General features: G+C 40.0%; 23 protein-coding genes and 2 pseudogenes. 18 read left to right on the forward strand and 7 right to left on the reverse strand.

Going from position 1 to position 26,463, the window contains the following annotated elements:
• Window positions 1-10 precede the first annotated feature (10 nt).
• The 5 genes and pseudogenes from AB4Z50_RS27970 (at window position 11) to AB4Z50_RS27990 (ending at window position 6,415) form a co-directional block, all read left to right on the forward strand.
• Window positions 11-2,842, forward strand: a complete 2,832-nt coding sequence (locus AB4Z50_RS27970; RefSeq protein ID WP_441884493.1) for a sugar-binding domain-containing protein — start codon at window positions 11-13, stop codon at window positions 2,840-2,842.
• Between the two features lie 667 nt (window positions 2,843-3,509).
• A pseudogene (locus AB4Z50_RS27975) lies at window positions 3,510-3,599 on the forward strand (flagellar biosynthesis protein FliA); the annotation flags it as partial.
• Between the two features lie 281 nt (window positions 3,600-3,880).
• A pseudogene (locus AB4Z50_RS27980) lies at window positions 3,881-4,267 on the forward strand (manganese catalase family protein); the annotation flags it as partial.
• 158 nt (window positions 4,268-4,425) lie between these two features.
• Entirely contained in the window at window positions 4,426-4,992 is a 567-nt protein-coding gene (locus tag AB4Z50_RS27985) for a helix-turn-helix domain-containing protein (RefSeq protein ID WP_441884495.1), read from the forward strand.
• A gap of 220 nt (window positions 4,993-5,212) precedes the next feature.
• Window positions 5,213-6,415 (forward strand): CynX/NimT family MFS transporter, encoded by a 1,203-nt coding sequence (locus tag AB4Z50_RS27990; RefSeq protein WP_441884497.1) that lies wholly within the window; start codon window positions 5,213-5,215, stop codon window positions 6,413-6,415.
• Window positions 6,416-6,756: 341 nt separating this feature from the next.
• Here the strand turns inward: AB4Z50_RS27990 and AB4Z50_RS27995 are convergent, their stop codons facing one another.
• A complete protein-coding gene (locus AB4Z50_RS27995) occupies window positions 6,757-7,725 on the reverse strand; it encodes a copper amine oxidase N-terminal domain-containing protein (protein WP_441884499.1) in 969 nt (322 codons plus the stop codon).
• Window positions 7,726-8,186: 461 nt separating this feature from the next.
• On the opposite strand from AB4Z50_RS27995, the gene AB4Z50_RS28000 reads away from it, so the two are divergent.
• Window positions 8,187-8,975: a hypothetical protein gene (locus AB4Z50_RS28000; RefSeq protein ID WP_441884501.1), complete on the forward strand. Its 789-nt coding sequence runs from the start codon at window positions 8,187-8,189 to the stop codon at window positions 8,973-8,975.
• A gap of 161 nt (window positions 8,976-9,136) precedes the next feature.
• Entirely contained in the window at window positions 9,137-9,706 is a 570-nt protein-coding gene (locus AB4Z50_RS28005; protein ID WP_441884503.1) for a dihydrofolate reductase family protein, read from the forward strand.
• Between the two features lie 363 nt (window positions 9,707-10,069).
• Here AB4Z50_RS28005 and AB4Z50_RS28010 read toward each other — a convergent pair whose 3' ends face one another.
• Window positions 10,070-10,474 carry a hypothetical protein gene (locus AB4Z50_RS28010; protein ID WP_441884505.1) on the reverse strand — a complete coding sequence of 135 codons (405 nt, stop codon included), beginning with the start codon at window positions 10,472-10,474 and terminating at the stop codon, window positions 10,070-10,072.
• A gap of 212 nt (window positions 10,475-10,686) precedes the next feature.
• Window positions 10,687-11,466 (reverse strand): alpha/beta fold hydrolase, encoded by a 780-nt coding sequence (locus AB4Z50_RS28015; RefSeq protein WP_441884615.1) that lies wholly within the window; start codon window positions 11,464-11,466, stop codon window positions 10,687-10,689.
• Window positions 11,467-11,989: 523 nt separating this feature from the next.
• Here AB4Z50_RS28015 and AB4Z50_RS28020 point away from each other — a divergent pair.
• The 4 genes from AB4Z50_RS28020 to AB4Z50_RS28035 all read left to right on the forward strand — a co-directional run bounded on the left by AB4Z50_RS28020 (window position 11,990) and on the right by AB4Z50_RS28035 (window position 13,951).
• Window positions 11,990-12,415: a GNAT family N-acetyltransferase gene (locus AB4Z50_RS28020; RefSeq protein ID WP_339208314.1), complete on the forward strand. Its 426-nt coding sequence runs from the start codon at window positions 11,990-11,992 to the stop codon at window positions 12,413-12,415.
• A 290-nt stretch (window positions 12,416-12,705) separates the two neighbouring features.
• Window positions 12,706-13,002 (forward strand): hypothetical protein, encoded by a 297-nt coding sequence (locus tag AB4Z50_RS28025; protein WP_339208316.1) that lies wholly within the window; start codon window positions 12,706-12,708, stop codon window positions 13,000-13,002.
• 237 nt (window positions 13,003-13,239) lie between these two features.
• A complete protein-coding gene (locus tag AB4Z50_RS28030; RefSeq protein ID WP_441884508.1) occupies window positions 13,240-13,722 on the forward strand; it encodes a DUF2975 domain-containing protein in 483 nt (160 codons plus the stop codon).
• A gap of 10 nt (window positions 13,723-13,732) precedes the next feature.
• Complete coding sequence (locus AB4Z50_RS28035; RefSeq protein WP_430062057.1) at window positions 13,733-13,951, forward strand: helix-turn-helix domain-containing protein; 219 nt, start codon at window positions 13,733-13,735, stop codon at window positions 13,949-13,951.
• Window positions 13,952-14,565: 614 nt separating this feature from the next.
• On the opposite strand, the gene AB4Z50_RS28040 is transcribed toward AB4Z50_RS28035, so the two are convergent.
• Window positions 14,566-14,934, reverse strand: a complete 369-nt coding sequence (locus AB4Z50_RS28040; protein WP_441884510.1) for a DUF6713 family protein — start codon at window positions 14,932-14,934, stop codon at window positions 14,566-14,568.
• 397 nt (window positions 14,935-15,331) lie between these two features.
• On the opposite strand from AB4Z50_RS28040, the gene AB4Z50_RS28045 reads away from it, so the two are divergent.
• The 4 genes from AB4Z50_RS28045 to AB4Z50_RS28060 all read left to right on the forward strand — a co-directional run bounded on the left by AB4Z50_RS28045 (window position 15,332) and on the right by AB4Z50_RS28060 (window position 19,300).
• Complete coding sequence (locus tag AB4Z50_RS28045) at window positions 15,332-16,006, forward strand: hypothetical protein (protein WP_441884512.1); 675 nt, start codon at window positions 15,332-15,334, stop codon at window positions 16,004-16,006.
• 243 nt (window positions 16,007-16,249) lie between these two features.
• The gene (locus AB4Z50_RS28050) at window positions 16,250-16,807 is read left to right on the forward strand and encodes a DUF4362 domain-containing protein (RefSeq protein WP_441884514.1); all 558 of its coding nucleotides are present in this window, start codon (window positions 16,250-16,252) and stop codon (window positions 16,805-16,807) included.
• Window positions 16,808-17,163: 356 nt separating this feature from the next.
• A complete protein-coding gene (locus tag AB4Z50_RS28055) occupies window positions 17,164-18,024 on the forward strand; it encodes a putative RNA methyltransferase (protein ID WP_441884516.1) in 861 nt (286 codons plus the stop codon).
• 166 nt (window positions 18,025-18,190) lie between these two features.
• Window positions 18,191-19,300, forward strand: coding sequence for a hypothetical protein (locus AB4Z50_RS28060; protein ID WP_441884518.1), 1,110 nt, complete (start codon window positions 18,191-18,193; stop codon window positions 19,298-19,300).
• Between the two features lie 196 nt (window positions 19,301-19,496).
• On the opposite strand, the gene AB4Z50_RS28065 is transcribed toward AB4Z50_RS28060, so the two are convergent.
• On the reverse strand, window positions 19,497-21,233 hold the full coding sequence (locus AB4Z50_RS28065; protein WP_441884520.1) for an Imm51 family immunity protein: 1,737 nt from the start codon (window positions 21,231-21,233) through the stop codon (window positions 19,497-19,499).
• A gap of 180 nt (window positions 21,234-21,413) precedes the next feature.
• On the opposite strand from AB4Z50_RS28065, the gene AB4Z50_RS28070 reads away from it, so the two are divergent.
• Complete coding sequence (locus AB4Z50_RS28070) at window positions 21,414-21,842, forward strand: NUDIX hydrolase (protein WP_441884617.1); 429 nt, start codon at window positions 21,414-21,416, stop codon at window positions 21,840-21,842.
• Between the two features lie 205 nt (window positions 21,843-22,047).
• On the opposite strand, the gene AB4Z50_RS28075 is transcribed toward AB4Z50_RS28070, so the two are convergent.
• Window positions 22,048-23,109, reverse strand: coding sequence for an NAD(P)-dependent alcohol dehydrogenase (locus AB4Z50_RS28075; RefSeq protein WP_441884522.1), 1,062 nt, complete (start codon window positions 23,107-23,109; stop codon window positions 22,048-22,050).
• Window positions 23,110-23,253: 144 nt separating this feature from the next.
• Window positions 23,254-23,637: a MerR family transcriptional regulator gene (locus AB4Z50_RS28080; protein ID WP_441884524.1), complete on the reverse strand. Its 384-nt coding sequence runs from the start codon at window positions 23,635-23,637 to the stop codon at window positions 23,254-23,256.
• A 219-nt stretch (window positions 23,638-23,856) separates the two neighbouring features.
• Here AB4Z50_RS28080 and AB4Z50_RS28085 point away from each other — a divergent pair, with 219 nt between their 5' ends.
• Both AB4Z50_RS28085 and AB4Z50_RS28090 read left to right on the forward strand, forming a co-directional pair.
• The gene (locus AB4Z50_RS28085) at window positions 23,857-25,035 is read left to right on the forward strand and encodes an MFS transporter (protein WP_441884526.1); all 1,179 of its coding nucleotides are present in this window, start codon (window positions 23,857-23,859) and stop codon (window positions 25,033-25,035) included.
• 595 nt (window positions 25,036-25,630) lie between these two features.
• Window positions 25,631-26,386, forward strand: a complete 756-nt coding sequence (locus tag AB4Z50_RS28090; RefSeq protein WP_441884528.1) for a class I SAM-dependent methyltransferase — start codon at window positions 25,631-25,633, stop codon at window positions 26,384-26,386.
• Window positions 26,387-26,463: the final 77 nt, after the last annotated feature.

Consider the following 26,463-nt stretch of genomic DNA (forward strand, 5'->3'; position numbering starts at 1 on the left):
CTATGAAAAAATGATGATAGAGTCAATTGCGGGAACGTGGAGATTTTGCTTTGATGAGACCAAGCAAGGCATTGATCAAAAATGGTATAACGAGCGGCTGCAAGATCACATTCAGCTGCCAGGAACCACCTCGGAGTATCAAAAAGGCGAATATAACACGGCCAAAGAAGTCGCTCACCTAACTGAGGCTTATCCGATAAACGGTTATGCATGGTACCAACGCGAGATTGAAATCAAGGCGGAATGGGCGAACAAGCATATCCAGCTGTACGTGGAGCGGACAAGAGTAACGAAGGTTTGGATCTGCGATGAACTGCAAGGCATGCAGAACAGCGTAAGCGCACCCCATATCTATGAATTTGGGATCATGACTCCTGGCACGTATACGTTAACCATATTGGTTGATAACAGCGGCCTGCCGATAAAAGGCGGTCATATGACATCACCCGATACGCAGACGAACTGGAACGGACTGCTCGGCAGAATGGAGCTTCAAGCAGCGGATTTAATCCGATTAGACAACATTCAGGCGTTCCCCGATGTTGCTAATAAGTCCGTTCAGCTCAGGTTTCAGCTAATCAACGACACGATGGACAATGCGGATACCCAGCTATCTATCGCTTTAATGGATATGATTGGAACAATCCAAGGCAACGTAAATGCTGCAACAGCAGTAAAGATCGCTATGATTCAGTCCGTACCGGGTAACCAGTCTGTTGAACTGCACTATGAACTCGGCGAAGATATCATGCTGTGGGATGAGTTCAACCCCGTATTATACCGCTTGCTTGTGAGTCTGGAGGCGAACGCTAACGGGCAATCGTATCGGAATGAGCAATCCGTAAGCTTCGGCATGCGCAAGTTCGGTACGGAAGGCACACAGTTCACGAATAACGGTCGTAAAGTATTTTTGCGAGGAAAACATGACGCGTTGGCTTTTCCTTTAACCGGTTATGCGCCGATGACGGTGGAAGAATGGGTCAAGGTGCTATCTATCGCCAAGTCCTACGGGATTAATCATTATCGCTTCCACACCTGCTGCCCGCCAGAAGCAGGATTTATAGCCGCGGATTTGCTCGGTATTTATTTCGAGCCTGAGCTGCCGTATTGGGGCGCATTTCAAGATCCAGCGGATGAAGACTATGATGAGGCGAGATCGGACTACTTGCGGGAGGAAGGACTGCGCATATTAAAGGCTTATGGCAATCACCCATCATTTGCTTTGTTTACGCTAGGCAACGAATTGCATGGCAGTCGCAACGCCATGTCGAGCTTGTTGAAGGAATATCGGGAACAAGATAGCAGGCGCTTATACGCTGAAGGGGCGAATAACTATTTCTGGGCGCCGGCTTTCTCGGAAGACTCTGATTTCTGGGTTACCATGCGAACAGGGCATGGCGAATCGATGGTTCGAGCTTCGTTCTCCCATGCGGACTTGCCCCTTGGGCATGTGCAGGATAGCTATCCTTCAACCTTAACGGACTATCGTGATAATCTTCCGGACATTCAAGTGCCTACGATAAGCCATGAAATTGGCCAATATCAATCCTTCCCAAACTTTGGCGAAATAGAGAAATACACAGGCGTCCTGAAAGCACGGAACTTAGAAGTGTTTCGCGAGAGGCTTCAGGCTGCGGGAATGCTCGATCAAGCCGATCATTTCTTCCGGGCATCCGGACAGCTCGCGGTTATATGCTACCGCGAAGAGATTGAAGCCGCTTTGCGCACTCCGGGCTTCGGCGGGTTTCAACTGCTAGATCTGCAGGACTTTCCGGGCCAAGGAACGGCATTGGTTGGCGTATTGGACGCGTTTATGGAATCCAAAGGCTTCATAGAACCGGAGAAGTGGCGCGAGTTTTGCTCGGAAATCGTTCTGCTGGCAAGGATTCCGAGGTTTACGTATACCCAGGAGGAGACGTTTGTCGCCGAGCTGGAAATCGCAAATTACGGGTCTGACTCGCTTGAAGCTATGCAGTTGGAGTGGTCGCTAAAGCAAGGAGACCGACTAATTGAGGCTGGAGCGATGGCGGCAAAGAATATTCAACAAGGGGCTTTGGAAAATGTGGGTACGCTGCAGATCGACCTGTCCGCAGCAGAGGCTCCCGCCAAGCTGGAGCTTACTCTGAAATGGAAGGGCAGCGACGTTATAAATCATTATCCGATCTGGGTATATCCGTCGGCGCAGACAGAAGCCAAGCCGCAACAAGCTGAATTTCACTTGCGTAGAGAATTCAATCAAGAGGTAGGCGATATTCTCGAAGAAGGCGGGCGTGTTTTGCTCATTCCCCATCAAGAGCAGCTATCCTCCCATATCGGCGGAGCGTTTGCTTCGGACTTTTGGTGTTATCCTATGTTTAGATCCATCTGTGAGGGGAAAAACGCGGCTCCAGCACCGGGAACGCTCGGAATCTTATGTGATGAGAAGCATCCCATGTTCGAGGCCTTTCCAACCGAGTTTCATAGCAACTGGCAGTGGTGGCCGATCCTGACCCACTCTCATTCGCTTATACTGGATAAGTGGCCGGAAGCGTTCCGTCCCCTAGTGCAGGTCATTGACAACTTTGAGCGCAATCATAAGCTCGGCTTGATCGTTGAAGCTAAGGTTGGCAATGGAAGCTTGCTCATATGCGCAAGCGACCTTATTGGTCACCAAGATAAGCCGGAGGTACGCCAGCTTCTTCATAGCTTGCTGCAATATGCGGCATCTGCGGAGTTCAACCCATCATTAGAACTCAGCTATGACCAGATTCGCAGCGTGCTGGATCCGAACGTGGAGAGCGATCGCGAGACGCATCGCGGTCAAGCGGTTATTAATCTTTCCTATCCGAATAATATAAGTTGAACTAAAGACACTTCTGCATTCTGATGCAAAGACGATCGATAATACTCATGGGATTCTTTCATAATATTAATCATAAATGTCCCTACATTCTTCCGTATCTCAGCGGTTATGTGCTAAAACAAACTATTGATGTTGATGACATCTGCTCTGAGCCACTTCTTTAACCCTTCAACCAGGTTACTCTGTGGGCTGTTCGCATCCCGGAGCACATTGGGCTTGAAGCCGTGTTAATCTTCAGATGGAGAAATTCCCGGAGAAGGCATGCCAGAGGTACTGGTTTGCGTGACGATTCGCACGCTCAATTCGCATTCTTAACGTTAGAGAAACGGGGGTTATCTATCCCCCAAAGCTGCACGATAAAAGGTTTTGACAATACGTTCGACAATCTTCCTCTTCTGGTTAACGTGAACGTTTATAAAGAGCTTCTTTGCATGCTGGCCGTAGACCAATTGCTTTGGAGAATGGCTAATTGGGTTCGGATTTTGAGAAATAGCTTATCAACGGTGATTTCATTATGAGAGAGCAATTCGCCTAAGCTAAAAACGATTAAGTAATGAAAGACAGACACTCATTGTATTTATACAATGGGTGTTTACTATTAGTGTGGATCGAACTGCAGAGGATAACTTTCCACTCTTGGCAGCAATGATTTACATAGGGTTGTGTCCACAACCTCAAAAAATACGATAATACGGGTGAGGACTTAGAGGATTTGATTTCAATCGGCACCATAGCCCTGATCAAAGCTACGGTAAGTCTATTGACTTGGGATTTAGAAACAGTAAGTTTTAAAGGAGAAGTGTTTAGAGTTGCGAAAAACCCAGATGATGTGATTTTTCTAACTCCAATAGATCGAAACAAAAAAGAAAATAACATTAAAAGAAGTTATTTCAGAGTTCATTATTTTGAAGAGCAACATTAGTGCTGTCTGATGATATGAATATCTATACAACGGAAGTCGCATAACATGTGGCTTTTTTATATATTGTCTAAATGAGTAGGATACCATAATGCCAAGTCAGTCTTGGAAGGCATTGCACCAACGAATTTGCACACCTTGAGATGATTGCGACCATGATTTACAAGCTGACAAAAGATGCAACGCCAGAACAGCTTAAGGCTGCTGGACTTGGTGCTCATTATGTTGCTCATGACAGCGCCTTGTTTTATGAGAATGCAGGCGGCGTACCCTTTACGGCTACGTACATTCAGGCCAAAGGTGATCCAATTGCGGATCTATATGAGGACATAGCGGCGGAGGAGAAGGTTAGGGCGACGTATCAGTGGCTAATTGATCTTAGGGATGATGTGGATCTGCAGGATAGCTTGAAGTATTTGCAGGAGCGGGAGATTATACACTCTCTGCGGTTCCGGGAAGCGGTGGAAATACTTAAGGATAAGCGGGATGAGAAGATATTCTATTAGAAGGAACCTCTCTGCAGGGTACTGCGGGGAGGTTTTTTTTGTTTGTGTACAGAATTGTACAGAGGAGAATAGTCCACCATCCAATACTAATTGTATGGAAAAGAGTCTAGATAAACAGTATACTTGCTATAATTGTTTTTTGTTGAGGTGAATATCAAATGGATGAAATCGATGAATCAAAACAGCTTGTATTACAAATCGGCGGTGCCTTGAAAAAGTACAGAAAAGAAAAAAACATGAGCTTAGACGAATTAGCGGAATTAACGGGTGTAAGCAAACTTACTCTGGGGAATATCGAACGTGGCGATACAAATCCAACTTTGGCGATTATTTGGAAAATTTCAAAAGGCATGTCTTTACCGCTATTGGCTTTGTTGAAATCAGAAGAGCCTGTTAGTTTGTATCGAGCAGGAGAAGGACTGCGGTTTTCTAATGATCAAAAAAATTGGATCATTGAACCAGTCTTTAAACACACAAGCAACGATATTGAAATGTGTCGGGCTTACTTACAGCCGAATAGCTCGTATCACCCTGAAGGTCATCATGCGAATACAACTGAAATTGCGACAGTAATGACTGGTTCCATTGAAATTCAAGTCAATGGAGAGGTTTACACATTGAATCAATATGATACGATCAGTTTTCGTGCAGATTGTCCTCACTCTTATACCAATCATACGAATAGCGAAACAGTGCTCCATATATGCTTAAAGTATGATTTCTAAAAGTCAGAAATCCTACTTATTTAATACAACTCCGAATTCCATGACGGGAATTCAGAGTTGTATTTTTGTTTTCAGATGATTTTATGTATATTATACAATACCACTTGTTAAAAATAATATACTATAATATACTTTTATTATTCGCGCGGATGTTATTTCATAGTTTTTCAATCAGTAGGAAACAAATTATACGTATAAATTCAGGAAGGAGAAATGAAGAATGTCGAACAAACAAAATAAAAAAGCCGTACCATCATCTATAGGACTGATAATTCTCGGCATTATTGTTATTGCAGCTAATTTACGTGCTCCTTTAACCTCAGTCGGTCCTTTGGTGAGTTTCATAAGGGATGACGTTGTTATTTCAAATACATTAGCCGGCCTGATAACAACGGTACCTTTGCTTGCCTTTGCTTTATTATCGCCACTAGTACCAAAATTAGGACGAAGGTATGGTGTTGAACGTATCATTTTGATTGCCCTAATCTTTCTGACTGTTGGCATTGTAATACGTTCTTTATCTGGCATAGCTAATTTGTATATTGGGACAGCAATTCTTGGATTCGCAATTGCCATATGTAATGTATTATTGCCAAGTTTAATCAAAAGGGATTTCCCAAATAAAATTGGCTCCATGACAGGTATTTACTCCATTTCAATGAGTTTATTTGGAGCAATCGCATCGGGAATCAGTGTACCGCTAGCCTTGAACGCAGGTCTAAAATGGCAGGGAGCATTGGGAATATGGGGGATTCTAAGCTTTGTATCGATTCTCTGTTGGCTACCCCAACTAAGAAATCAAACGAAGCAAACAACCACGATGAGTCAACAGATAGCCAGCAACGATGTGAATGTTTGGAAATCACCTCTTGCCTGGCAAGTAACCTTGTTTATGGGTATACAGTCCATGGTTTTCTATGTGTTGATCGCATGGTTGCCTGAAATTTTAAAACAGCAAGGAATTGACTCAAACCAATCAGGATGGTACCTCTCGATAATGCAGTTAGCTCTGCTTCCATTTACTTTTATTGTGCCCGTTATTGCAGGGCGTATGTCTAGTCAACGTTTGTTAGTGGTCATCATAACCATTTTGCTTTTGACGGGAACGCTCGGACTTCTATACGGAAGCTCCAATATAATTCTGTTATGGATAATAATACTCGGAATTGGTGGAGGCTGCGCCTTTAGTTTGTCCATGATGTTTTTCGGTTTACGTACTGAAAATGCGCATCAAGCAGCGGAACTGTCTGGCATGGCGCAATCGATCGGATATCTTCTTGCCGCAATCGGTCCTGCCCTTATAGGTTTTCTGCATGATTTGACAAATAGTTGGAATCTACCACTTTTCATTCTGCTTGGCGCTTCGGTCTTACTCTTTTTAGTCGGTATAGGAGCAGGAAGAAACCGTTTTGTAGGTAGCTGAAATAGTTACGAACTGCCACAGAAAGGACGATGAATAGGTTTGATAAAATTATTGTGGCAATTGATAAAGCTGAAATAACGAACAAACTCCTCGATGCAACCGTTGAATAGCCTGAAAGAAACAAACTCAAGTTACCTTGGTTAATGTCAGCCAGGAATATGTATCGAAGGCTTTCGACAGCTAAATTGGCGTTCGTTGATTATCATTGAAAGTGGATAATCGCTAACAAACAAAAAACTAGGGCCCCAAAGTGGCCCTAGTTTTTTTAGAAGCGTCAATCATGATCAGCTCAATCGATTAAATTAGCAATGATTTGACTCCTAATTGAAAAAAAATGAGTGTTAATTAGATTCTATGAGTCCAGTTGTTATCAAATCTTCAATGTTCAGATACATGGTTCCTTTGTATTTCTTAATACGAATGTCACTTAAAGTAAAGTCGCCATCCGTCGCCTTTTTGTATTCCGCTGTCAAATTAATATCCACTCTGACGATTTCGAAGCCGACATATTTGCCTATCGTAATGATGTTGGCATTGCTATTGCCAAGTTTGCTTACGCCTTCGATTTCAGACAGCATAGATAATGAAATCCATCCCTTGCTCATCAGTGGTGGCAATGCTTCTTTATTCTCTGCTGCAGCTACATAATTGGCGTCAAAATAATCCGGATATCCTTTATACCCTGGTAGTTTGGATTCCTTCTCTGTTGGTGGCGCACCAACAACACGGAATTCAGGGAAATTTGCAATTGTCTCAGTAATGGAATCGATCTCGGCTAACTCTTTTTGGGTATTCAGGGCGTTGGTTGCAACGGGACCAAACGATATCACTCCATCAGCACTGAAAAATATCGGGATACCGTCGATCGTGTAAGAGGCCCCTTTAAAGGATGGACTATTAACTTGAATCACATTTGCTTCTGCAGACCAATAAACGGAGTTACCTGTTGCTTCCCCAACGATTCTAATTGGGATGTAAGTGTTACCATTTTGCGTAAAGGGTTCTGCTTGCAATGCTTTCTTCTGGCCGTTCACAACTGCTGTTTTGTTGCCAATCGTAAATGTAATCTTTAAATCATCCTTTTTGCCCGTAACTTGTTTAAGTTTTGCATCATAGCCGATTTCCATTTTCAAATTTCCAAATAATTCTCTGAAGGGAACGAAGGAAACTCCATTCTTGCTTACTGATTTAGATTTGAGTGGGACTCCATCTACAAAAATATAAGCTCCTTTATTGGCTGCTGATACAGGAATAACACCTATACTGAACAATAAAACGCAAATCATAGCAGTAATCGACAATCTCTTCAAAAAAAACGCCTCCAGAACTAGTTTTTATTTCCACTATTTACTATCTTACTATCATTTGGAACTCTGTCAATAAAAAAGATAGTTATTTTGTCGAAATGTGACCCAAGTATTCAATGTTCTTTCGAATTCCCTCAAATAAAGAGGCTAACCCAATTGTAGCTTAAGCTCATCAATCGTTTTACATACTTTGGGCTGTCGGTTAGTTCACGATCTCAGCATGAAAAAGCATCGACCATGCAAACTTATGCTCAGCTCCGCGGAGAGCGTCGGAGAGAACGTTATCGCCGATTTTTTTTAGAATTTAGTTAATCAGGTTCAATGGTATTGTTGGATGCCTTTAATTATTCAGTCTTTCATTGAACTAACGGGCAAGATAGTTTTGGAGGTAAATATTTACATAATATAAAGTGGTCGGTATAATTTAAGGGTATTGAGCAAACAGCCAAAGGGGTGTTTTTTAATTGGAATTTGGACTTTCCCATAAAAAGTTTAACGCCAAAAGACCAGGGTCTCTTGTTAGTACAATTACCGGAGTCTTAGAACATCTTTCGTCATTGTATGCGAATATTGGTGAGGCCAGGGAGAAAAATGGCATTTGGTCTTTACGAGAAAGCACTCCAACATGCACTACATGTAACGGTACAGGTACTGTCCTTGGTGATATTGATTCAAGTCGTATGGTCGCAACTGAACTCTCGCTTAAAAAAGGAGCTGTGCTTTTATGGGCGGGTACTAACTGCGGACCTGTTGTAAAGATTAGAGAACTGGCTAAAATGATCGGGATTGACTTTGAAAGCCCACTTGTTGAGCAAGATAAGCAATTTACCGATATTTTACTTTATGGATATGATAAGGAGCCTGTAACATACGTTTTCAAGAAAAGGGAACATAAAAACTATTATCGTGGGTGCGTTTTCGATTTGAAACATATGCGTGCTGCAGGAACAACTAGTAAAGGAAACCTTTGGGCAATAAAATTATTCTCCGAACATGGAAAGTGTCCAAATTGTACCGAAAGCTTGTTGGAACAGGAACGCTTGGTTATGGGGAATTCCCTTTCAGATGTGTTGAGAATGCCGATCTCAGAATCACTATTAGTTGTCCAGAAATTACGTAATTGCCTCGACAAACAAGTATTAGATAATTATTGCGAATTGATTAATGATCTGGAATTGCGTCTATCATATCTAAATAAAATTGGTCTAAAGTCTCTTTCGGCTTTCGATGTTAGAGTCTTGGTGAATCCGTAAATTGGTTAAGCTAACGAACAGATACGCAATAATTTTGTCTTCAGATTTCCACTTGACCCTTACGTAACGTAATGATTTATAGTAAACGTAAGAGAAGGACGAAACACGGCCTACTGCCAAATAATCGAATTACTAAATTAGAAATCGGAGGAGAAGCAAACATGAGAAAACTCGTATTGTTTATGCATGTATCGCTGGACGGGTATGCGTCGGATTCGAACGGAGGACTAGATTGGATTCCGTACAACGAGGAATTAGAGAAATACGCCGAGGAAGTCGTAGCCGAAGTCGGCTCACCGGTATACGGACGAACGACGTATCGGATGATGGAGAGCTACTGGCCCGCGATGCTGGACAATCCGGATGCGTCGAGGCACGATATGGAGCATGCCAAATGGCTGCAGGATGTGAAGAAGATCGTTATTTCTGGCTCGATGGACATTGTCGAATGGAACAATACGGTACTGATCAAGGACAATATTGCAGATGAAATCAAGGCGCTCAAGGAGCAGCCAGGCAAAAATCTCGTTATCTTCGGCAGTCCGGGGGCGGCGAAGACGTTGCTTGAGCTCGGCCTGATCGACGAATTCCTGCTGACGATTTGTCCAGTCATCTTGGGCGGCGGAAAATCGGCATTCCACGGCGGCGGTGAGAAAATCAGGCTCAAGCTGCTGTCCAGCCGAACGCTCCAGTCAGGTATTATCGCAGCCCGCTATGTGTTGGAGAAATAGCCGTGCCGTACAAGATTTTCCACTAACGGTAACGATAGTTGAAAACTAAAGGGCTGCCGCGTGGCAGCCCTTCGTCATTACGCTAACGGGCAGCATTCCTATTATGAAGAAATACGAGGTTTGAGTAACAAAAAGACTCCTTGGTATGATGTTATTGGGTCCAAGTTGCTCGTCAGCCACCGGATTCAAATCAAACCAAGGAGACTACAAGATAAATGAACGCATTAATCAAATCACTTCTTCTACTTTAATTGTTGGTGTTGACATCGCAAAATTCAAACATGTAGCCCGAGCGCAAGACTACCCGGGGTCGAGCTCGAATTGAGTGTGATAAGAGATGACTGTTCCAATTTATAGAACTGATTAGACGCTCAATAACTCTTGCCGCTCTAATCGTTCCACCTCATCATCATGTAAAGCTGCTCGACGCTTTAGGAGCTCATATGTCTCACTCCACTCGTCAGGGTACCTTGTCCATTGAATTCGCTTATACAAATCTCCTAGGGCAATCTCTACTTCATTTCTAAATTGTTTCCATAACATCATAGCTTTGTAATAATCACCGTTATTACGAGTAGCATTCACTACGTCATAACAAAGTTTATCTTTTCTGAAAATCTCCATACTGATTTCATCAACTTTAAAAAGAATTTCTTTTTTGAGTTTTGCGTCATTCTCCATAGTTGCGATCATTTCGGCCATAATAGAAGTTATATTGGGATTATTTTGAGCTGAGTGATTAATACATTCAGTGAGTTGGTTAGTCATAAATTTTTCCCTCCTAGCAACATGCTGTTACCATTCTGGTTTTATATAATACTTTTCGTTAGAAGGGGGTTTTTTTAGTCACTAAGCAAGTGAAGACAGCTACTGGTAATAAAAGGGGAAGTGAACTTAATTAATGGATGAAAAACAAACATATCAAGCACTTAATGACTTTTCGACTAATGAAACGCTGGAACCCCTAGATAGAATGTGCATTATGCAAAAGAAGATAATAGTTGGTTGAATCTATCACGCTCCTCCAAAAAAGGGCAATGGCCGCTGTATTGGAATGAAACTAATTGCGAATTTTTAATCAGCTTATTTGTTTCCTGAGCTTGGGAAAACGGAACGACTTTATCATGAATTCCATGAATAATTAATGTGGGCACATCGATCTGTCCAAGATCGTTGTAAACATTCTCGTCTCTTAGCGTGACCATAATAGCGGAAGTCGACCAATTCGCAGCTTGTAAACCCATTAGAAAGAACCATTCGGATTTTGGTTCAGAAATGTACTGAAAGAAAAAAATCTCCGTTTGGTTTTGCAGCATTTTCGGACGGTCATTGTTTGTTTCTTCGATGATTTTATTCGTAAATTCTTTGGGAACGCTTGATGGAGACGCAGCGTCGATCAGGACGAGTTTAGATACCCCGTACCCTTTGTAACGAGCCATATAACGAATCGAGATCGCGCCTCCGGTAGAGTGTCCTGCTAATATTATGTTTTTTAATTGTAACGCTTCGATGACCATACGAAGATCATCTGCTAATCTATTGAAACCGTAACCGTCGAATGGTTTATCCGAATTGCCGTATCCTCTCCAGTCCATTCCAATACAACGATATCCGAGCTTCGGAAGGTAATTGAACTGATATTCGAACTGGTTATGGTTTAGCGGCCATCCATGAATAAAAAGTATCGTTTTATTTCCCTTCGGATTGATGTCCTCGATAAATATTTTTACGCCCGGTTCCACAGTAACGAAGTATCCCAAGTGTATCACCTCAATTTTATAAAAGTACTTCCCCATTAAGATATTCGCCCTAGGCAAGGTGAATGCCCAATTTCGGCGTCAAATTAGGTTTAGATCGTACGTAGAGATTTCTGAGGAATAACTTGAGTAAAACAATTTCTTCAGATCATTGAGCTAACGGGACACGATGGTTGAACATACCTATGAGCAGTTTGCTGTGGCGGCTGCTCCCATTTTTTGTTAAGCTAATGGGCAGTTTAACTCAATAAAAACAAGAAAGCAGACGGTCCTTGTTATGGATTTTCTTATTAAATAAATTGCGTAAAAGCGCTAGTTGGCATTTTTTATAAGTTATGGTTTAGCAACAATAAGCCACACCTGCATTGAAATAGTCACACCGTGGTTCTAGTAATTTCGCTAATATAATGCCATGCTTATGGTGAAGGGTTACAGTTGCCGATAGTTATTTAAGCATATCAAAACCAAATTATGATTTATGTCGAGCGACAGCCTATAAAGTGTTAGATGAGTGGAGATGAAATTTATGATAAGAGTTGCAAAATTGGAGGATAGGAAAGATATAGCAAAACTATTGACGCAATTAGGCTACCCGGAAACCGAATTTTTTATTAAAGAGAACATGGAAAGACTTCTTACTGACCCCAACGAAGAATTAATGGTTTATGAAGATGAAGGACGTGTTATTGCCTGTATTTCCATTCATTATATCCCGCAATTAGGAATTAGAGGAGATATCGCATCAATTAGTTATCTTGTTGTGGACTCCTCAATTAGAAGTAAAGGAATTGGAAAGGAATTAGAGGGATTTGCCTCTGCCTCTGCCAGAAAAAGGGGATGTGACAGTATCCAAGTTCATTGTCATTCCAGAAGAATAGATGCTCATAAATTTTATGAGAGACAAGGTTTTAAGGAGGCTCCTAAGTACTTTTCAAAAATGTTAGACAAATGACGGCATAAACTCTCACTAACTTTTATTGAATCGACAGCAAAGTTTTAATAGGAGGGAATGATTTATTCGGCAAATTAATATTTAACTAACTGGGAACGATAGTTGAACAAACATGGAGTAGTTTGCTGCGGCAGCTGCTCCCTTTCTTTGTTAAACTATTCTAGCTAATAGTTTGATCTCTTCACGAATACCTCAGATATGGGAAATTTACGGTCATCGCAAATAAGACGTTATGAGAAACTGCKGTAGTACCATTAATTTCAAAAATCCATTAAGCTCGGAGTTGAAATATGAGTTTAATTCTTCCTTTGGATATTATTGAAAAAATACAGCAGGAATATAAGGATCAATACGATTTTGTTGAAGACCTATTAACTAATCAAAGTTTTTTCCACACCGAAGAAGAGTTTATATTGAGATTAATTAGATCAATTTTGTTTTTATCTGAAGGAAGTATTGAACAGCTTCAAAAATATCTCAACATTGCAAAAATAGATTTTAGAGATGTGTTCTATTGGGCTGAATACGATCAAAATAACAAACAAATACGGGATTTTAAAAAGCCATTTAAAGGGGAATACAATTAAACGTTGAGCTAACGGGGAACGATAGTTGAACATCCAAAGGGCTTCCAAGCGGAAGCCCTTCATTAAGCTAACGGGCGGTTTTGTTGAACAAGTTGCAAATTTAACATTTTAAAGTAAGAGCATTTCTTTGTAATGAGAAATGCTTTTTATTTTTATACAAAACGATATTATTTTATCGTAAAACGATAAAATTTGTGGTAAAGTAAAAACTTACATTAAACAAGTGAGGTGCAGTTTATGAAACGAGGAAAAACACTCTTTTTGAAGATAGCTGTTATTCTTATTGGAATCCCAATTCTTGCTATGTACATATTTTTAGTGCCTAAGATTGGGAATTTTGCTGGAGAATTGTATCCAGAAAAGGCTTATATGAAATCTCTCGTCTTAATCGATATGTACGCAGCGGCGATTCCTTTTTATTTTGCTYTGTATCAAGCTTTTAAACTTTTAAGCTATATTGATAAGAACCAGGCGTTCTCGGAATTATCGGTAAAAGCTTTAAAGAATATAAAATACTGTGCCATCACAATCAGTACCTTGTACCTGCTAGGTATGCCACTTTATTATCTCATGGGGAAGAGAGTTGACCCTCCAAGTTTCATACCAATGGGATTGGTCATTATTTTCGCCTCTATGGTGATCGCCGTTTTTGCTGCTGTTCTCCAAAGACTTTTACAAGAGGCTATTAATATAAAATCAGAAAATGATTTAACGGTCTGAGGTGGAGCATATGGCAATTATTATTAATATTGATGTGATGTTAGCAAAACGAAAAATGAGCGTAACGGAGCTTTCGGAGAGGGTTGGAATTACTATGGCGAATCTTTCCATTCTTAAAAATGGGAAAGCAAAAGCGGTTCGTTTATCAACATTAGAAGCGATATGTAAAACCTTGGATTGTCAGCCAGGTGATATTTTGGAGTACAAAAGCGACGAAGACAATCAATAAAAACAGACAACAAATTTATTTAACTAACAGGGAACGAAAGTTGAACGGACCATAGAGCAGTTAGTCGATGGCAACTGCTCCTTTCTCGTTAAGCTGAAGGGCAGGATAGCGTAACCTTTTATCGCAGATAGAGTCTAAATTATTACATATTCAGGATTAATAAACGAGGTGAGCTAATAATAGAATGAAAAAACGAATTTTACTTTTTGTTGGTATTCTTGTGTTCTTGGCAATTATCGGCGGTATTACATTGCATAATTTTGCTAAAAACCTAGGCGAAAGTTACAATCAAATAGGTTAATGGGAAAAGAGGGCTTACAAATCCTGGCGTTAATCAAACAGGAAACGATAGTTGAATAATAGACATTGATGAGTAGGTACTACGGTATCCTGCTCTTTTTATTAAGCTAACGGGCAGGTTTGAGCAATGAAAAAGCTGCTTGGATACTGGGGCAGTGAGTAATTATACGGAATAATTGCTACTGGGTCAATTTATTACATTTCAAAAAAAGCCATAGCTGTTCCTCCCATTACATAAGCCAGATGCAAGCTATATGAGAGGACCGATACCGGAGATACCTTCCTTGTACAATCGCTAAGACCTAAGTGAGAAATTAAGGATTCGCAATTAATAATAAATGAATAGCAGCAAGAATTCCCATCGGATAGATGATTAAACGAGAGAATGTATTTTTAAATTCGTTGCGGGAGTGCTTTTCGAAAAATAAGTGCAGGATCGCATGGATCATGAGAAAGATGTCTATCACCCAAAACGTAATCGTCTGATATTGGCTAAAAAGTAAAGTGAGTATGATGGTGTCCAGGGGGAGATGGATAAGGGTGAACACTTTATAGGCTTTTGCATCATCCATATCTTGTAGAACAAAAAATAGTTTCCATTCCGATCGTCGAATTGCATCCATTTCGTGCAGGAGAAATAAGGATAAGTTAAACAAGAATAGCAACAACAACAAATCTGGCATATCAAACCTCCAAAAATTTTATATCAAACATTTACTATAGCGTAATAAACAAACACATTTAAATATTTCCCTTGGTTAATACGTAAAACTGTTCGAAATGTAACAAGTAAAGCTATATCTGTCAGAGTAATGTAGAAAATTTAAATGAACATGAAAAAAAGCATTCAAAATGATAGTGAAAAATTGATCAACACGATAAAAACGACGCTTGAATTTGATGCCATTTTTTAATTAAATGTATAATAATGGTGAAACAATTTCTTGTGTTAGCGTTTCATTGAACGAACAGGATTATTTAGTTCGCGTAACGAATACCATAAATATGGAAATTTCGTGAAGTTCGTAAATAAGACGATCTAGGAAATTCACTTAAAAACTTTTGTTATGGAGGTGTCTCATGGAGGATGAATTAAATCTCATAGAGGATGAAATAAAGCGAATTAAGAATAATCAATCGAAAATCATATTCTATTTCATGCTTTCGATTGCAATAATTGGATCAATGATAATATTGCTTCTGAATATCTATCGCTTTACTTTAGCTGATATCCTCACTTCCTTTTTTGCGCCATTTATTGAGATACTGGGTTATATTATTTTCTTGATTTGTTCACTGATTGTTTTTGTGTATTTTGTCGTAAGTAAATCCTTCAATAGGGCAAGAAGAGGAATACCTTTTTTGTTGAATCTATTTATTTTTATTTTGATGTTAATTGTTCCTTTTACCTCAATAGTTTTAGATTTAGATTATCGCTTCAATAAGGAAGAAAGAGAAGATGTAGTTCGAATGGTATTGGATGGCACACTGAAACCGAATGTATCTGATAATGAAATATTGATTCGTTTGCCAGAGGAATATAAGAAACTTTCCAAAGGCGGTGGTGAGATCGTGGTTCATGGATACGGACAGAGTGCTCAAATTCTTTTTTTTTCCTATCGTGGAATATTAGGTAATATGGCTGGATTTATTTATACCGCTAATGATAGCGCCCCTGATGAAATGCTTTTTGGCGGAAACTTTATGGAAGTGAAAAAACTGAATAAGAATTGGTATTCGGTTAGAGCTACGTAAAATGGATTTCATATATGTTCACGCAAAAGATCGTTTTCACCGATCCTCAGTCAGCAGAGGCATTTCGAGTTAACGGATTCATGAGGACACTTACGAGAGTAATTCGTCGGATGGCAGTAAATCATTACGTTAACGGGACGTGATAGCTCAATAAAACACGACGGCAGCTGCAGAAACAAAAGCGCATGTACGACTGAAACAATCGTACTCGATATAACGTTCTTAAATGTGAGGTGATAATTCATGATTAAATGGGTGTTAACATTAGCGGCAGTATTAGTGCTGCTATCGGGCTGCAGTGAGAAGTCGGGCAGACATAGTGACAATATGACTAATCCTACTACTGCTCCTGCACCGGGGGAGACGTTTACGCCGTTAGCGAAGCCGGAAGCGTTTCCCGCTGTGTCTAACCCTTATGATGCCGACCAAGCAGCGGAGAACGGCGATATCGTGAACGTTCACGGGAAAATGTACAATCTCGACAAGTGGAAGCTGTTTCTTGCGAATCTAGATGTTGGCGTGCCGGATCAAGTGCGTATTACGCAGTATACGATTGAAGGTGACCCGATCTTCTATGAGTTAGTCTATGACGGGGCTGAAGTGATTACGTATACGTACGACAACTCGCGTGACGGGTTCGGGAGCAATGCAGGTCGTCCGAGCACGTTGTGCCGAGGCATTGAGCTCGAGGAGGACAAGGAGTTAGGCTCCCATTACAAGCTAACCGGATGCGATTCTGAAACCAGTAATACGTTCTGGTTTACGAACGTAGAGTCGGAAGCTGAGCAGGGCAGCCAATAAGAACAATATACTCTAGAGTCGCTCGATCGTTTAATTCTAATAAGAACAATAGTTCAATCATCACAAAGAGGCAGCCGATCACATCGATCGGTTGCCTCTTCTAAGTTAACGGGCAGTTAGTACTAAGGTTTCTCATACAAGCGAGTTATGCTAATATAAAAGTGTTTTAAAATATTAAAATGTGGGAGATTCAAACCATGATCATCAAGTTCATTCGTTTAAGGTAGTGAAAGGTGCAGCTCACATAACCCGGCTTTTTTATACAAACTAGCTAGGGTTTATTTGACTGTACCTTTTTTCATTCACCTAAAACGAATGGAAGGGTGCTTTTTGTGTTCGAAAAAAGTAAAAAGTTGATGAGCGCTGAGAAAATTGAAAACTCTCAGGAGATATTTATATGCCCATTATGTAAAAAACAGATGCAAATGATCCATTTACAAAGTTTAGTTTGTTGCAATCAGCACTGTTTTGATATAGCCAAGCAAGGATATATAAACCTATTGTCTGGAACCAGTAATACTAAGTATGATAAAAAAATCTTCGAGTATAGAAGGGTAATAAGCAGAAGTGGTTTATTTAATCCCTTACATGCAGCGGTAAGTGAAATTATAATGAGTCAACTCCCGAGCGATGAACCTTTAAGCATACTGGATGCAGGTTGTGGAGAAGGTTCTCACTTAAATAACATACAAATAGAAATAAATAAGAAAAAACTCAACCCTCTTTTGGCTGTAGGGATTGATATTTCAAAAGAGGGAATTAGTTTTGCTGCAGCTGAATATTCAAATGTTATTTGGTGTGTCGCGGACATTGCAAACTGTCCGTTTGCAAATCAGCAATTTAAATTTATTTTAAACATTCTTTCACCGGCAAATTACTCAGAATTTCAGAGATTGATTGGTGATAATGGTTTGGTAATTAAAATCGTCCCTGAACAGGATTATCTAAAAGAATTAAGAGAAATCTTTTATGAGGGATCAGATAAACGGGTTTATTCAAATTCACTTACAATTAACCACTTCAACGAACAGTTCAAGTTACTAGATGTTGAAAGTATTCGATATCAAGTAAACCTGAGTGAACATTTAATCGAACCATTGCTCGGTATGACACCATTATCCTGGGGAACTTCCAAGGAACGCATAGAAAAAGTGTTACAGATGAATCTGAAAAGAGTCACTATGGACTTTAAAATGTTGATTGGTAAGAAATATTAGTTGAATAACGCATAGATGAGCAGGCACTGCGGTGGCCTGCTCATTTTATTAAGCTAACGGGCAGGTCAGTTTAATGAAATTCTCGAATACGTAATATATGGAACGTTCTCGAAGTTCGTAAATATGACGTTAGCTGAATTTAAATAAATTATAGTAGGGTGACCCAATGACAAAAACATTTCAGTTTGAAACAAAAACAATACAGGGAAATGAAGAACATATTATTGATGTACAACCAATAATTAATGAATGTAACAAATTTCTGATTCTTACTACAACCATGAAAATTATCGAGTTGGATACAAATGAGAATGTGTTTAAAGAGCTATTTATTTTTGATAATGAAGAAATATCATTTGAAGAGAAAGTCTCTCTACTTGTCTCGCCAAATGCTGAGTTAATTGCTGTATTTAATACTTTTGGTAGACAGGGAATTGTAATAGATATTACTTCAATGAAGACCATAATGCGATTTAATCGTGATGATTATTATAATGAACAAACCATTTTTCCGGTTGCATTTGTCAATTATAATGCTCAACTTTTATTAATTCATGGTACAAAATGGAATCGACTGGATATTACAAATCCAATCGATTATCAAGTACTAACTGATAGAAATGATCCGGAATATGAATTAACTGAAAGCAAATCAAGTAATTCAGAACATTATTTAGATTATTTTCATGGCCAACTCGTAGTTTCACCTGATAATAAATGGATTGTTGATAATGGATGGGTGTGGCACCCTGCGGGGTGTGTGACAGGTTGGAGCATTCTTGAATGGATAGAAAATCGATGGGAATCGGAAGATGGAATGAGCAAAAAAAATCTCTGGAGTGGAAAAGAGGATTGGAACGATCCATTATGCTGGGTAAGTGATAACGAGATTGGATTAGTAGGTAGAAATAATTATGATTTCATTGATGAGGATGAGCCACATGGGTGGATTTTCAGAGTGATTAATCTGGAGACAGGAAATGTAGTTAAGGAGTTTCCAATATCGTCAGGTAATATTTTTATGGATACATATTTGTTCTCTTGTTTAAAGGAAACAGGAATGAAAATATATGATATAAATAGTGGAATTGTACTATTCGAAGACGAGAAAATAAATCCATACAACTATCATCATAAATCAAAAGAGTTTATTGGTTTTGATAATGAAAAAATAATGATCTATAAGTTAATCGAAGAAGAATGTAAAGCAGCTAACACAGACACATCTGAGAGGCTTAGTTCGTCGGATAGCAGTAAATTAAGAGGCAGCCGATGACAACGATCGGCTGCTTCTTGATCGTAGACCTAACAGTGCTAAAAGTAAATAAGATAAATAATTATAAAAATTTAGAAAAAAGCACTAGTATTAAAAGCTCTATCCTTAATTTGAAAAATGATAATATCGACGATGTTGATCTAAATGGCGATTTAATGATGGATAATTCATAACTGGAATTGTTCGAATGATTAGCTCAGTCCAATTCTGCGCGAGTGAACAGATCGTAAATAAGCACTTCATCCTCACAGGCGAATTTGAACGCCCATGCGAACTGTTCTAATGCGGCTCCATTACTCGAGTAGGCACAGAACATGTCTGCTTCCGGGTCAAAATGAATCGTTTCCTCGAGTTCCGGCATCCGCTCATTCAAGAACACCGCCGCCAGTGAAGCCCAGTCGTAACCGTTGCCTTCGAACCCCTCGTCCGCCCGGGTGCCGAATAGTTTGGCCAAATAGCTACCGACCGTCAGAATGACAGATTTGCCGCCATTAATTTGTTTCACGATGGTAAAGGGGGCCACATCCTTCGTTTCTCCTGTAGCTGACAATGACTGTGCAGCTTCTGCTTCCGCGGAAAGCTTTGCTATAACCGCACTGCGTGCCTCGTCCGTGAAGAGGAGAACCCTGTTCTCCTCAACGATAAGACCTTCCGCGATCCGTCCATCCAGCCAATCGCTGATGAAGCCAGGAGCGTACCCTCCTTGGCCGAATTCGCCGCCGAAAGCGATCATTTGCTCATAGGTATCCAGATACTGCTGACGGCTGGTAGTCGGGTAAGCGTTGGTGTATAGCCAGAACTGGACATCGTACATGAGATGAGACCGCTCATCCGCATGAAATGAGAAATGGTTCTTCTCCTGGACGATCCGGGTACAGACACTGCGTATTTTGGACTCCAGCCCGTCAACCTCAGAGGCCTGACTGCAGAGTTCCGTGAGCAGCGGAGAGAACTTTCCTTCAGCCACTTTGCGCAGGTCATTCTCTTTATCTTCTTCAGTAGTGTCGTAATCCTCATCATTCACCAGACCGCGGATGAAAGACTCGAAGTTCGGTGCCAGAAATGTGATCTCGTAATCATCTTCCTGATCGACATGAATGACTTCAGGTTCGCCGTCCTTGCCACAGCGACGGTAATCTAGCATCACAACATCGTGCCCTGCCGAAGGGCAGTCACAAATTACCACGCCGATATCTGGATATCCCCATTCTTCAATCATGAATGGACTGCCGAGATCACCGCAGATAGAGTAGCTTTTGTCGCGTCCGATCCCCATAATTCCTGTTATAGCAATATGATCCTCAGCCCAAGAGGTGGCTTCATCTGTCGGAAAGGATGTATTATGGGGAATGCCACCGTTCTGATGCTTCATCAGAGCGATGTAGGCTGCCGGTAGCTTATAGCCGAGTTCTTCTTCTATAGAAGAAATCAGCTCATCTGTAGGCGGATCAGAGACATATTGTTCTCTAGCATAGTTACTGTCTTCCCAGAAGCTGTCGAGATCCATACCTTCAAAAGGGATCGCTCCCTGGTCTTTCATTTGTTTGCTGAGTTTGCGCAGAGATTCAGCCTTTTGTTGTTTTTGCCATTTGCTATGGCTCCAGTCTAGCAATCTGGCTGAATGCTGATCGTCAGGATCCAGCTCTAGCGCGGTGCTTAACACACCTGCCGCTTCCTCATACCGCTTCATATAATAGTAGGAATAGCCTACGCGAAAATACCACAACGGATCATTTTTTCCCTGCTCAGCAATGATAGCAAACTGTTCCAGTGCTTTTTTATACAAACTCAGATTGTTATAAGCCCGACCTATGCTGCTGATCATATCGTAATCCCTGTCCGCTGTAGGAATCTTCATCAGAGTGTCTACGATCTGCTGGTGTTCGTCGTCTTCGTGCCACTGCAATATCTGTGCGCTTAGCTCTTGTTCCATCGTTGCCGTTTGCCTCCTAAGTAAAATATGATTTTCTCTATTTTACCAGAGAGAAAGCTATGAATGGAAATGTTTAGCGTCAATACGCAGTCTGCGTCGGTCTGCCCCAAAAGGACAGTATACAGCTATAGGAAATTAGTGGTAATCTAGTTTTGTTATTTTAAAAAAGGGGAGGACGATATAGTGGCTCCAAAACATATAGTTTCTGCGGCAACAATTGTAGTTAATGAGCGTAACGAAATATTATTGATAAAAGGACCTAAACGAGGATGGGAAATGCCAGGAGGGCAGGTTGAAGAAGGTGAATCATTGAAAGATGCAGCGATAAGGGAAACAAAGGAAGAGAGCGGTATAGATATAGAAGTGACAAAGTTTTGTGGTATTTTTCAAAATGTAAGTAGTAGTATTTGTAACACTTTATTTTTAGGCAGACCGGTCGGAGGAGAATTAACAACTACCGCTGAGTCTTTGGAAGTAGGATTTTTTCCAATCGAAACAGCATTAAAGATGGTAAGTTGGGGGAATTTCAAGCAAAGAATTGAGCTTTGCTTGAATGAAGAACTTCATCCTTTTTATGTTGAATTTTCCATTCCGCTTAAGGATTGCTAGAGCGCTATAAGTTTATTCCTTCGGAACTAACGGGTAAGTATGATTTATTGGTCGTTGAAAGAACGATCTTAGTATGACACGGTGTTACAAAGGACTTAAAGTTGGTAATCAAATAGCAAAAAGCCATCGTTTTGATCTAACTAAACGATGGCTTTTTTTCTTTTCATCAGGTCCGGTTTAAGTGGATATATAGGATCATTGCGAGTTATAAAGTAGAAATGTCAATAACGAACCGATACCGCACATCACTTTTGAGAACACGCTCATACGATTCTTCGACTTGGTCTGCACTTATCACTTCAATCATAGGGGAAATACCGTGTTCAGCTGCGAAATCAAGCATTTCCTGTGTTTCACGAATTCCACCAACAAGTGAACCTGAAATGCTGCGACGACCCATAATTAAGGAAAATACATGATACTTATCGGGTTCGGCTGGTGCACCAACATTTACAAGTGTCCCATCAACGCGCAGTAGTGATAAATACGCATCAACATCCAGATTTGCAGACACGGTGTTTAAGATCAAATCAAAACGACCCGCTAATTCTTTAAATGTAGCAGGTTCACTTGTAGCAAAGTAATGATCTGCGCCAAATTTCAATGCTTCTTCTTTCTTATCAATAGAGCGACTCAATACTGATACTTCAGCACCCATGGCATGAGCAAATTGAACTGCTACGTGGCCAAGACCTCCCATTCCGACAATGGCAACCTTCTTACCTGGGCCAGTATTCCAGTGTTTTAAAGGAGAGAATGTCGTAATGCCGGCACATAATAGTGGACTAGCCACATCCATATTCAGACCGTCTGGGATACGGACAACGAACCCTTCCTTTACAACGATTTTTTGGCTATATCCTCCGTATGTTGGATTACCATCATAGTCTAGACCGTTATATGTGTTGACTACACCCTTCGTACAATATTGCTCTTCTCCAATGAGACAATATTCGCATTCTCCGCAGGAATCAACAAAGCAGCCAACGCCAACACGGTCTCCAACAACAAACTTGGTGACTTCTGTCCCTACTGCTTCTACGACTCCGGCAATTTCATGACCAGGAACCATGGGGAATATTCCGCCACCCCATTCACCGAATGCACTGTGAATATCAGAGTGGCAAATGCCACTAAATTTAATATCTATTAAGATATCGTTTGGCCGTAAATCTCTTCTCTCAATAATGATCTTTTCAAATGGTGCTTTTGCACTTGGGACACTTAGAACACGTGTTGTAGAAATGTTTTTATGATTATTACACATAATAGATAATACAATCCTTTCTTTGGTAAAATAATAAGTTGATTGAAGAAATAACTCGGATCAACTTATTTTAATAGCAGGATTAGCTTAATCCTTAATGTGGACTTTAAGGCAAGGGCTTTTTGAAAATTATTAAAAAAGTTCTTATTTAAGATTTTCTTTGTAGTACTTCTTTTCTAATACATCGTAGTATTCTATTTTCAAATCAATTTTTATAAAAGCGTTATCCAAGTCTCGTTGTTTCTCCATCATTTTCTCTTTATGCTTTTCAAATATCTGTTTGCGTTGCGAGGCAGTGCTATCTCCTACTTTTGTTAACTCCACGATTGCACGTAACTCTGAAAGAGGGATGTCAGTTTTTCGTAAACATACAATAAGCTCTAACCATAATAAATCTGCTTCGTTAAAAATACGATTTCCATTTTCATCCCTTTTTATAAAAGGTAAAAGACCTTCTTGTTCATAATATCGGAGTGTATGTGCAGGCAAACCTATCTTATCTGCTGCTTCTTTGATATGAATTTTCATTTGAATCCTCCATAAATCCTTATAATTATTTTGCTCTTATTAATGTGATCATCAGTTAGGTTTTATTATAGACCTTAAAGTGCACTTTAATGCAACAGCGCTTTCTCATCTTGTTCTAGTGATTTTAGAATATCGCTTGACTTAAAGTCGACTTTAAGAGTTATTGTTGCTTTGCTTTAGAAAATAGTAAAGATGTAAGGAAGGCTGGAGATGCTTTTTATGGATAAACGAAGTAATTTGCTTATATTTATATTGGCGGTAGGAGTTTTCGGTATTTTGAATACTGAAATGGGTGTTATTGGTATATTGCCTTTGATTGCTGATTATTATGATGTCAGTGTATCAAAAGCTGGATTGTTTGTGAGTCTCTTTGCACTTGTGGTTGCAATTTCTGCTCCAAGTATGCCGCTATTGTTTTCAGGAATAAATCGCAAAAAGGCAATGTTACTTGTACTTGGTGTGTTTGTTTTGGGTAACTTAGTCTCGATATTTGCATCTAACTTTACAATTGCATTAATTGCTCGTGTGATTCCAGCTATTTTTCATCCCATTTATTGTTCAATGGCATTGACAGTAGCTGCTAACTCAGTGAGCAAAGAAAAAGCTCCAAAAGCTGTTTCCAAAATAATGTTGGGAGTATCTGCAGGTATGGTACTTGGTGTGCCAATTACTAGTTTTATAGCTAGTGAAACTTCGTTTGAAATGGCCATGTTATTCTTTGCTATCATTAATGCTTTAACATTCCTTGCTACATTGCTATTCGTACCATCTATGCCTGTTAAGGAAAGACTCACTTACGGATCACAGTTAAGCGTATTAAAAAATTCCATTACTTGGATTTCCATTGCCGCAGTTGTTTTTATAAATTCAGCAATATTTGGGGTTTACAGTTACCTTGCTGAGTATCTTGAAACCATTACTAATATTTCAGGGAAAACGATTAGTTTGATGTTAGTAGTATACGGTGGGGCAAATGTTATTGGAAACATTGTGGCTGGGAAGTTACTTACTAAAAATGCCATCAAGACAGTAGCAATTTTTCCTTTCACATTAGGAGCAGTTTACATCTTGTTATTCTCATTTGGACAGTTCACTGTACCTATGGCTATCATTACTTTGGTTTGGGGAATATTAGCTGGTATTGGAGGTAATATAGCTCAATATTGGATCACGTCCGCAGCTCCCAAAGCTCCTGATTTCGCTAATGGATTATTTTTATCATCTGCTAATATAGGAACAACAATTGGTACAGCTGTAGGTGGATTATTTATATCAATTATCGGTACACAATACATTGTAGTAGGGGGATTACTATCATTGATATTGGGTGCGGTGTGTATTTTGCTAAGAAACAACATATTTAGTCCTAGAAAACAAGTTTCTATAGAAGAAATTTAAATCTGATTTTCAAAAATCTATAAACAGACGATTTCTTTTTTTTTAAATACCATTCGAAAGCTGATTTCTTTTTTTACATCTATGGATTACTAGGAGAAATAATCAATATTATACCAAACGGCCGATTCCACTTAAAAAAATGCAATCTCTCATCGCGTTGTGCTGTGAGATGTGGGAGGGTTGACCGCCATGAGCATATGTGGAGATTCAAAGGTTCAACCATACTTTACCGAATTAACCACTTTTTATGGAAAGGTGGTCTAAGTAGAGACTTTTGGTGCTTTTACCAGCCCTATAATTTTCTTCATTCACAACTTCGTTCCATCTAGATGCTATCTGAGAAGAAGAATACTTGGTCAAAATCTAAGAAAACGTGAGCATTTAAGAGAAAAGCGATTCTCCATATAGGGAGGTTAGCATGGAAATGATCAAATCAAAAACATGAAATTAGAAAACCGCAAGTTACACTTTTTGGATAAAAGTAAATGAAATATAATGCCCTAGGAACGACTTAAGAGAAGTGACACAAGAGTTTAATAATTAAAAAATACACTTCACTAAATGAAAGTAAGAAATACTAGGAGAGTGACGTGAGATGAACAGTAAAGAAAGCTTTTCGAACCGGGTTGATTCATATTTGAAGTATCGCCCGAGCTATCCGAAAGAGGCTGTTGATTATTTGTACGACTACGTCGGTTTGCGTTCGAACAGTAAAATAGCTGACATCGGTTCCGGTACAGGCATCTTTTCAAAACTACTTCTGGAACGCGGAAGCTATGTGATTGCGGTCGAGCCGAATCAGGCAATGCGGGTAGCCGCCGAGCAAATGTTAGAAAGCAATCCGAACTTTCAGAGTATATCAGGTTCTGCAGAATCTACTGGATTACCTGATCAGTCGGTTGAGTTTATTGTCTGCTCACAAGCGTTTCACTGGTTTGATCGCTTAGCAGCGCAAACCGAGTTTCGTAGAATTCTACAGCCGGGCGGGAGAGTAATACTAATCTGGAATTCCCGTCTTACAAGCGGTACTGCATTTCGTGAAGAGTACGATCAACTGCTCCATACATACGGAACCGACTACGTAAAAGTTAATCATAAAAACATTTCTCAGTCGATGCTTCACTCTTTTTTCAAGGAAGGTACGATGCATGAGGTGCGATTCAGAATGAGCCAGGAGTTTGATTTCGAGGGCTTGAGAGGCCGGTTGCTATCATCTTCCTACAGCCCTGTACCTGGGCATCCCAATTACAAACCGATGATGACGGATCTGCGAAATCTATTTGATAGGAATAATCAGGATGGTTTTGTTCTATTCGATTATGAAACTGAAATATTTTGGGGAGAAGTATAGATCAAACTTCGATTTAAGAGAATCATTGTGCTAATGGGGAACGCAAATTATATTAAAACTTCTCATTAAAAGCAACT

Source organism: Paenibacillus sp. 2TAB26, assembly GCF_052115145.1.
Lineage (GTDB): Bacteria > Bacillota > Bacilli > Paenibacillales > Paenibacillaceae > Pristimantibacillus.

Bases quoted from the DNA above. Each gene is read 5' to 3' on its own strand.
- AB4Z50_RS27970 (WP_441884493.1), top strand. From the start codon at position 11: ATGATGATAGAGTCAATTGCGGGAACGTGGAGATTTTGCTTTGATGAG.
- AB4Z50_RS27985 (WP_441884495.1), top strand. From the start codon at position 4,426: ATGGATGAAATCGATGAATCAAAACAGCTTGTATTACAAATCGGCGGT.
- AB4Z50_RS27990 (WP_441884497.1), top strand. From the start codon at position 5,213: ATGTCGAACAAACAAAATAAAAAAGCCGTACCATCATCTATAGGACTG.
- AB4Z50_RS28005 (WP_441884503.1), top strand. From the start codon at position 9,137: ATGAGAAAACTCGTATTGTTTATGCATGTATCGCTGGACGGGTATGCG.
- AB4Z50_RS28010 (WP_441884505.1), bottom strand. From the start codon at position 10,474: ATGACTAACCAACTCACTGAATGTATTAATCACTCAGCTCAAAATAAT.
- AB4Z50_RS28020 (WP_339208314.1), top strand. From the start codon at position 11,990: ATGATAAGAGTTGCAAAATTGGAGGATAGGAAAGATATAGCAAAACTA.
- AB4Z50_RS28025 (WP_339208316.1), top strand. From the start codon at position 12,706: ATGAGTTTAATTCTTCCTTTGGATATTATTGAAAAAATACAGCAGGAA.
- AB4Z50_RS28035 (WP_430062057.1), top strand. From the start codon at position 13,733: ATGGCAATTATTATTAATATTGATGTGATGTTAGCAAAACGAAAAATG.
- AB4Z50_RS28040 (WP_441884510.1), bottom strand. From the start codon at position 14,934: ATGCCAGATTTGTTGTTGTTGCTATTCTTGTTTAACTTATCCTTATTT.
- AB4Z50_RS28045 (WP_441884512.1), top strand. From the start codon at position 15,332: ATGGAGGATGAATTAAATCTCATAGAGGATGAAATAAAGCGAATTAAG.
- AB4Z50_RS28050 (WP_441884514.1), top strand. From the start codon at position 16,250: ATGATTAAATGGGTGTTAACATTAGCGGCAGTATTAGTGCTGCTATCG.
- AB4Z50_RS28055 (WP_441884516.1), top strand. From the start codon at position 17,164: ATGAGCGCTGAGAAAATTGAAAACTCTCAGGAGATATTTATATGCCCA.
- AB4Z50_RS28060 (WP_441884518.1), top strand. From the start codon at position 18,191: ATGACAAAAACATTTCAGTTTGAAACAAAAACAATACAGGGAAATGAA.
- AB4Z50_RS28065 (WP_441884520.1), bottom strand. From the start codon at position 21,233: ATGGAACAAGAGCTAAGCGCACAGATATTGCAGTGGCACGAAGACGAC.
- AB4Z50_RS28075 (WP_441884522.1), bottom strand. From the start codon at position 23,109: ATGTGTAATAATCATAAAAACATTTCTACAACACGTGTTCTAAGTGTC.
- AB4Z50_RS28080 (WP_441884524.1), bottom strand. From the start codon at position 23,637: ATGAAAATTCATATCAAAGAAGCAGCAGATAAGATAGGTTTGCCTGCA.
- AB4Z50_RS28085 (WP_441884526.1), top strand. From the start codon at position 23,857: ATGGATAAACGAAGTAATTTGCTTATATTTATATTGGCGGTAGGAGTT.
- AB4Z50_RS28090 (WP_441884528.1), top strand. From the start codon at position 25,631: ATGAACAGTAAAGAAAGCTTTTCGAACCGGGTTGATTCATATTTGAAG.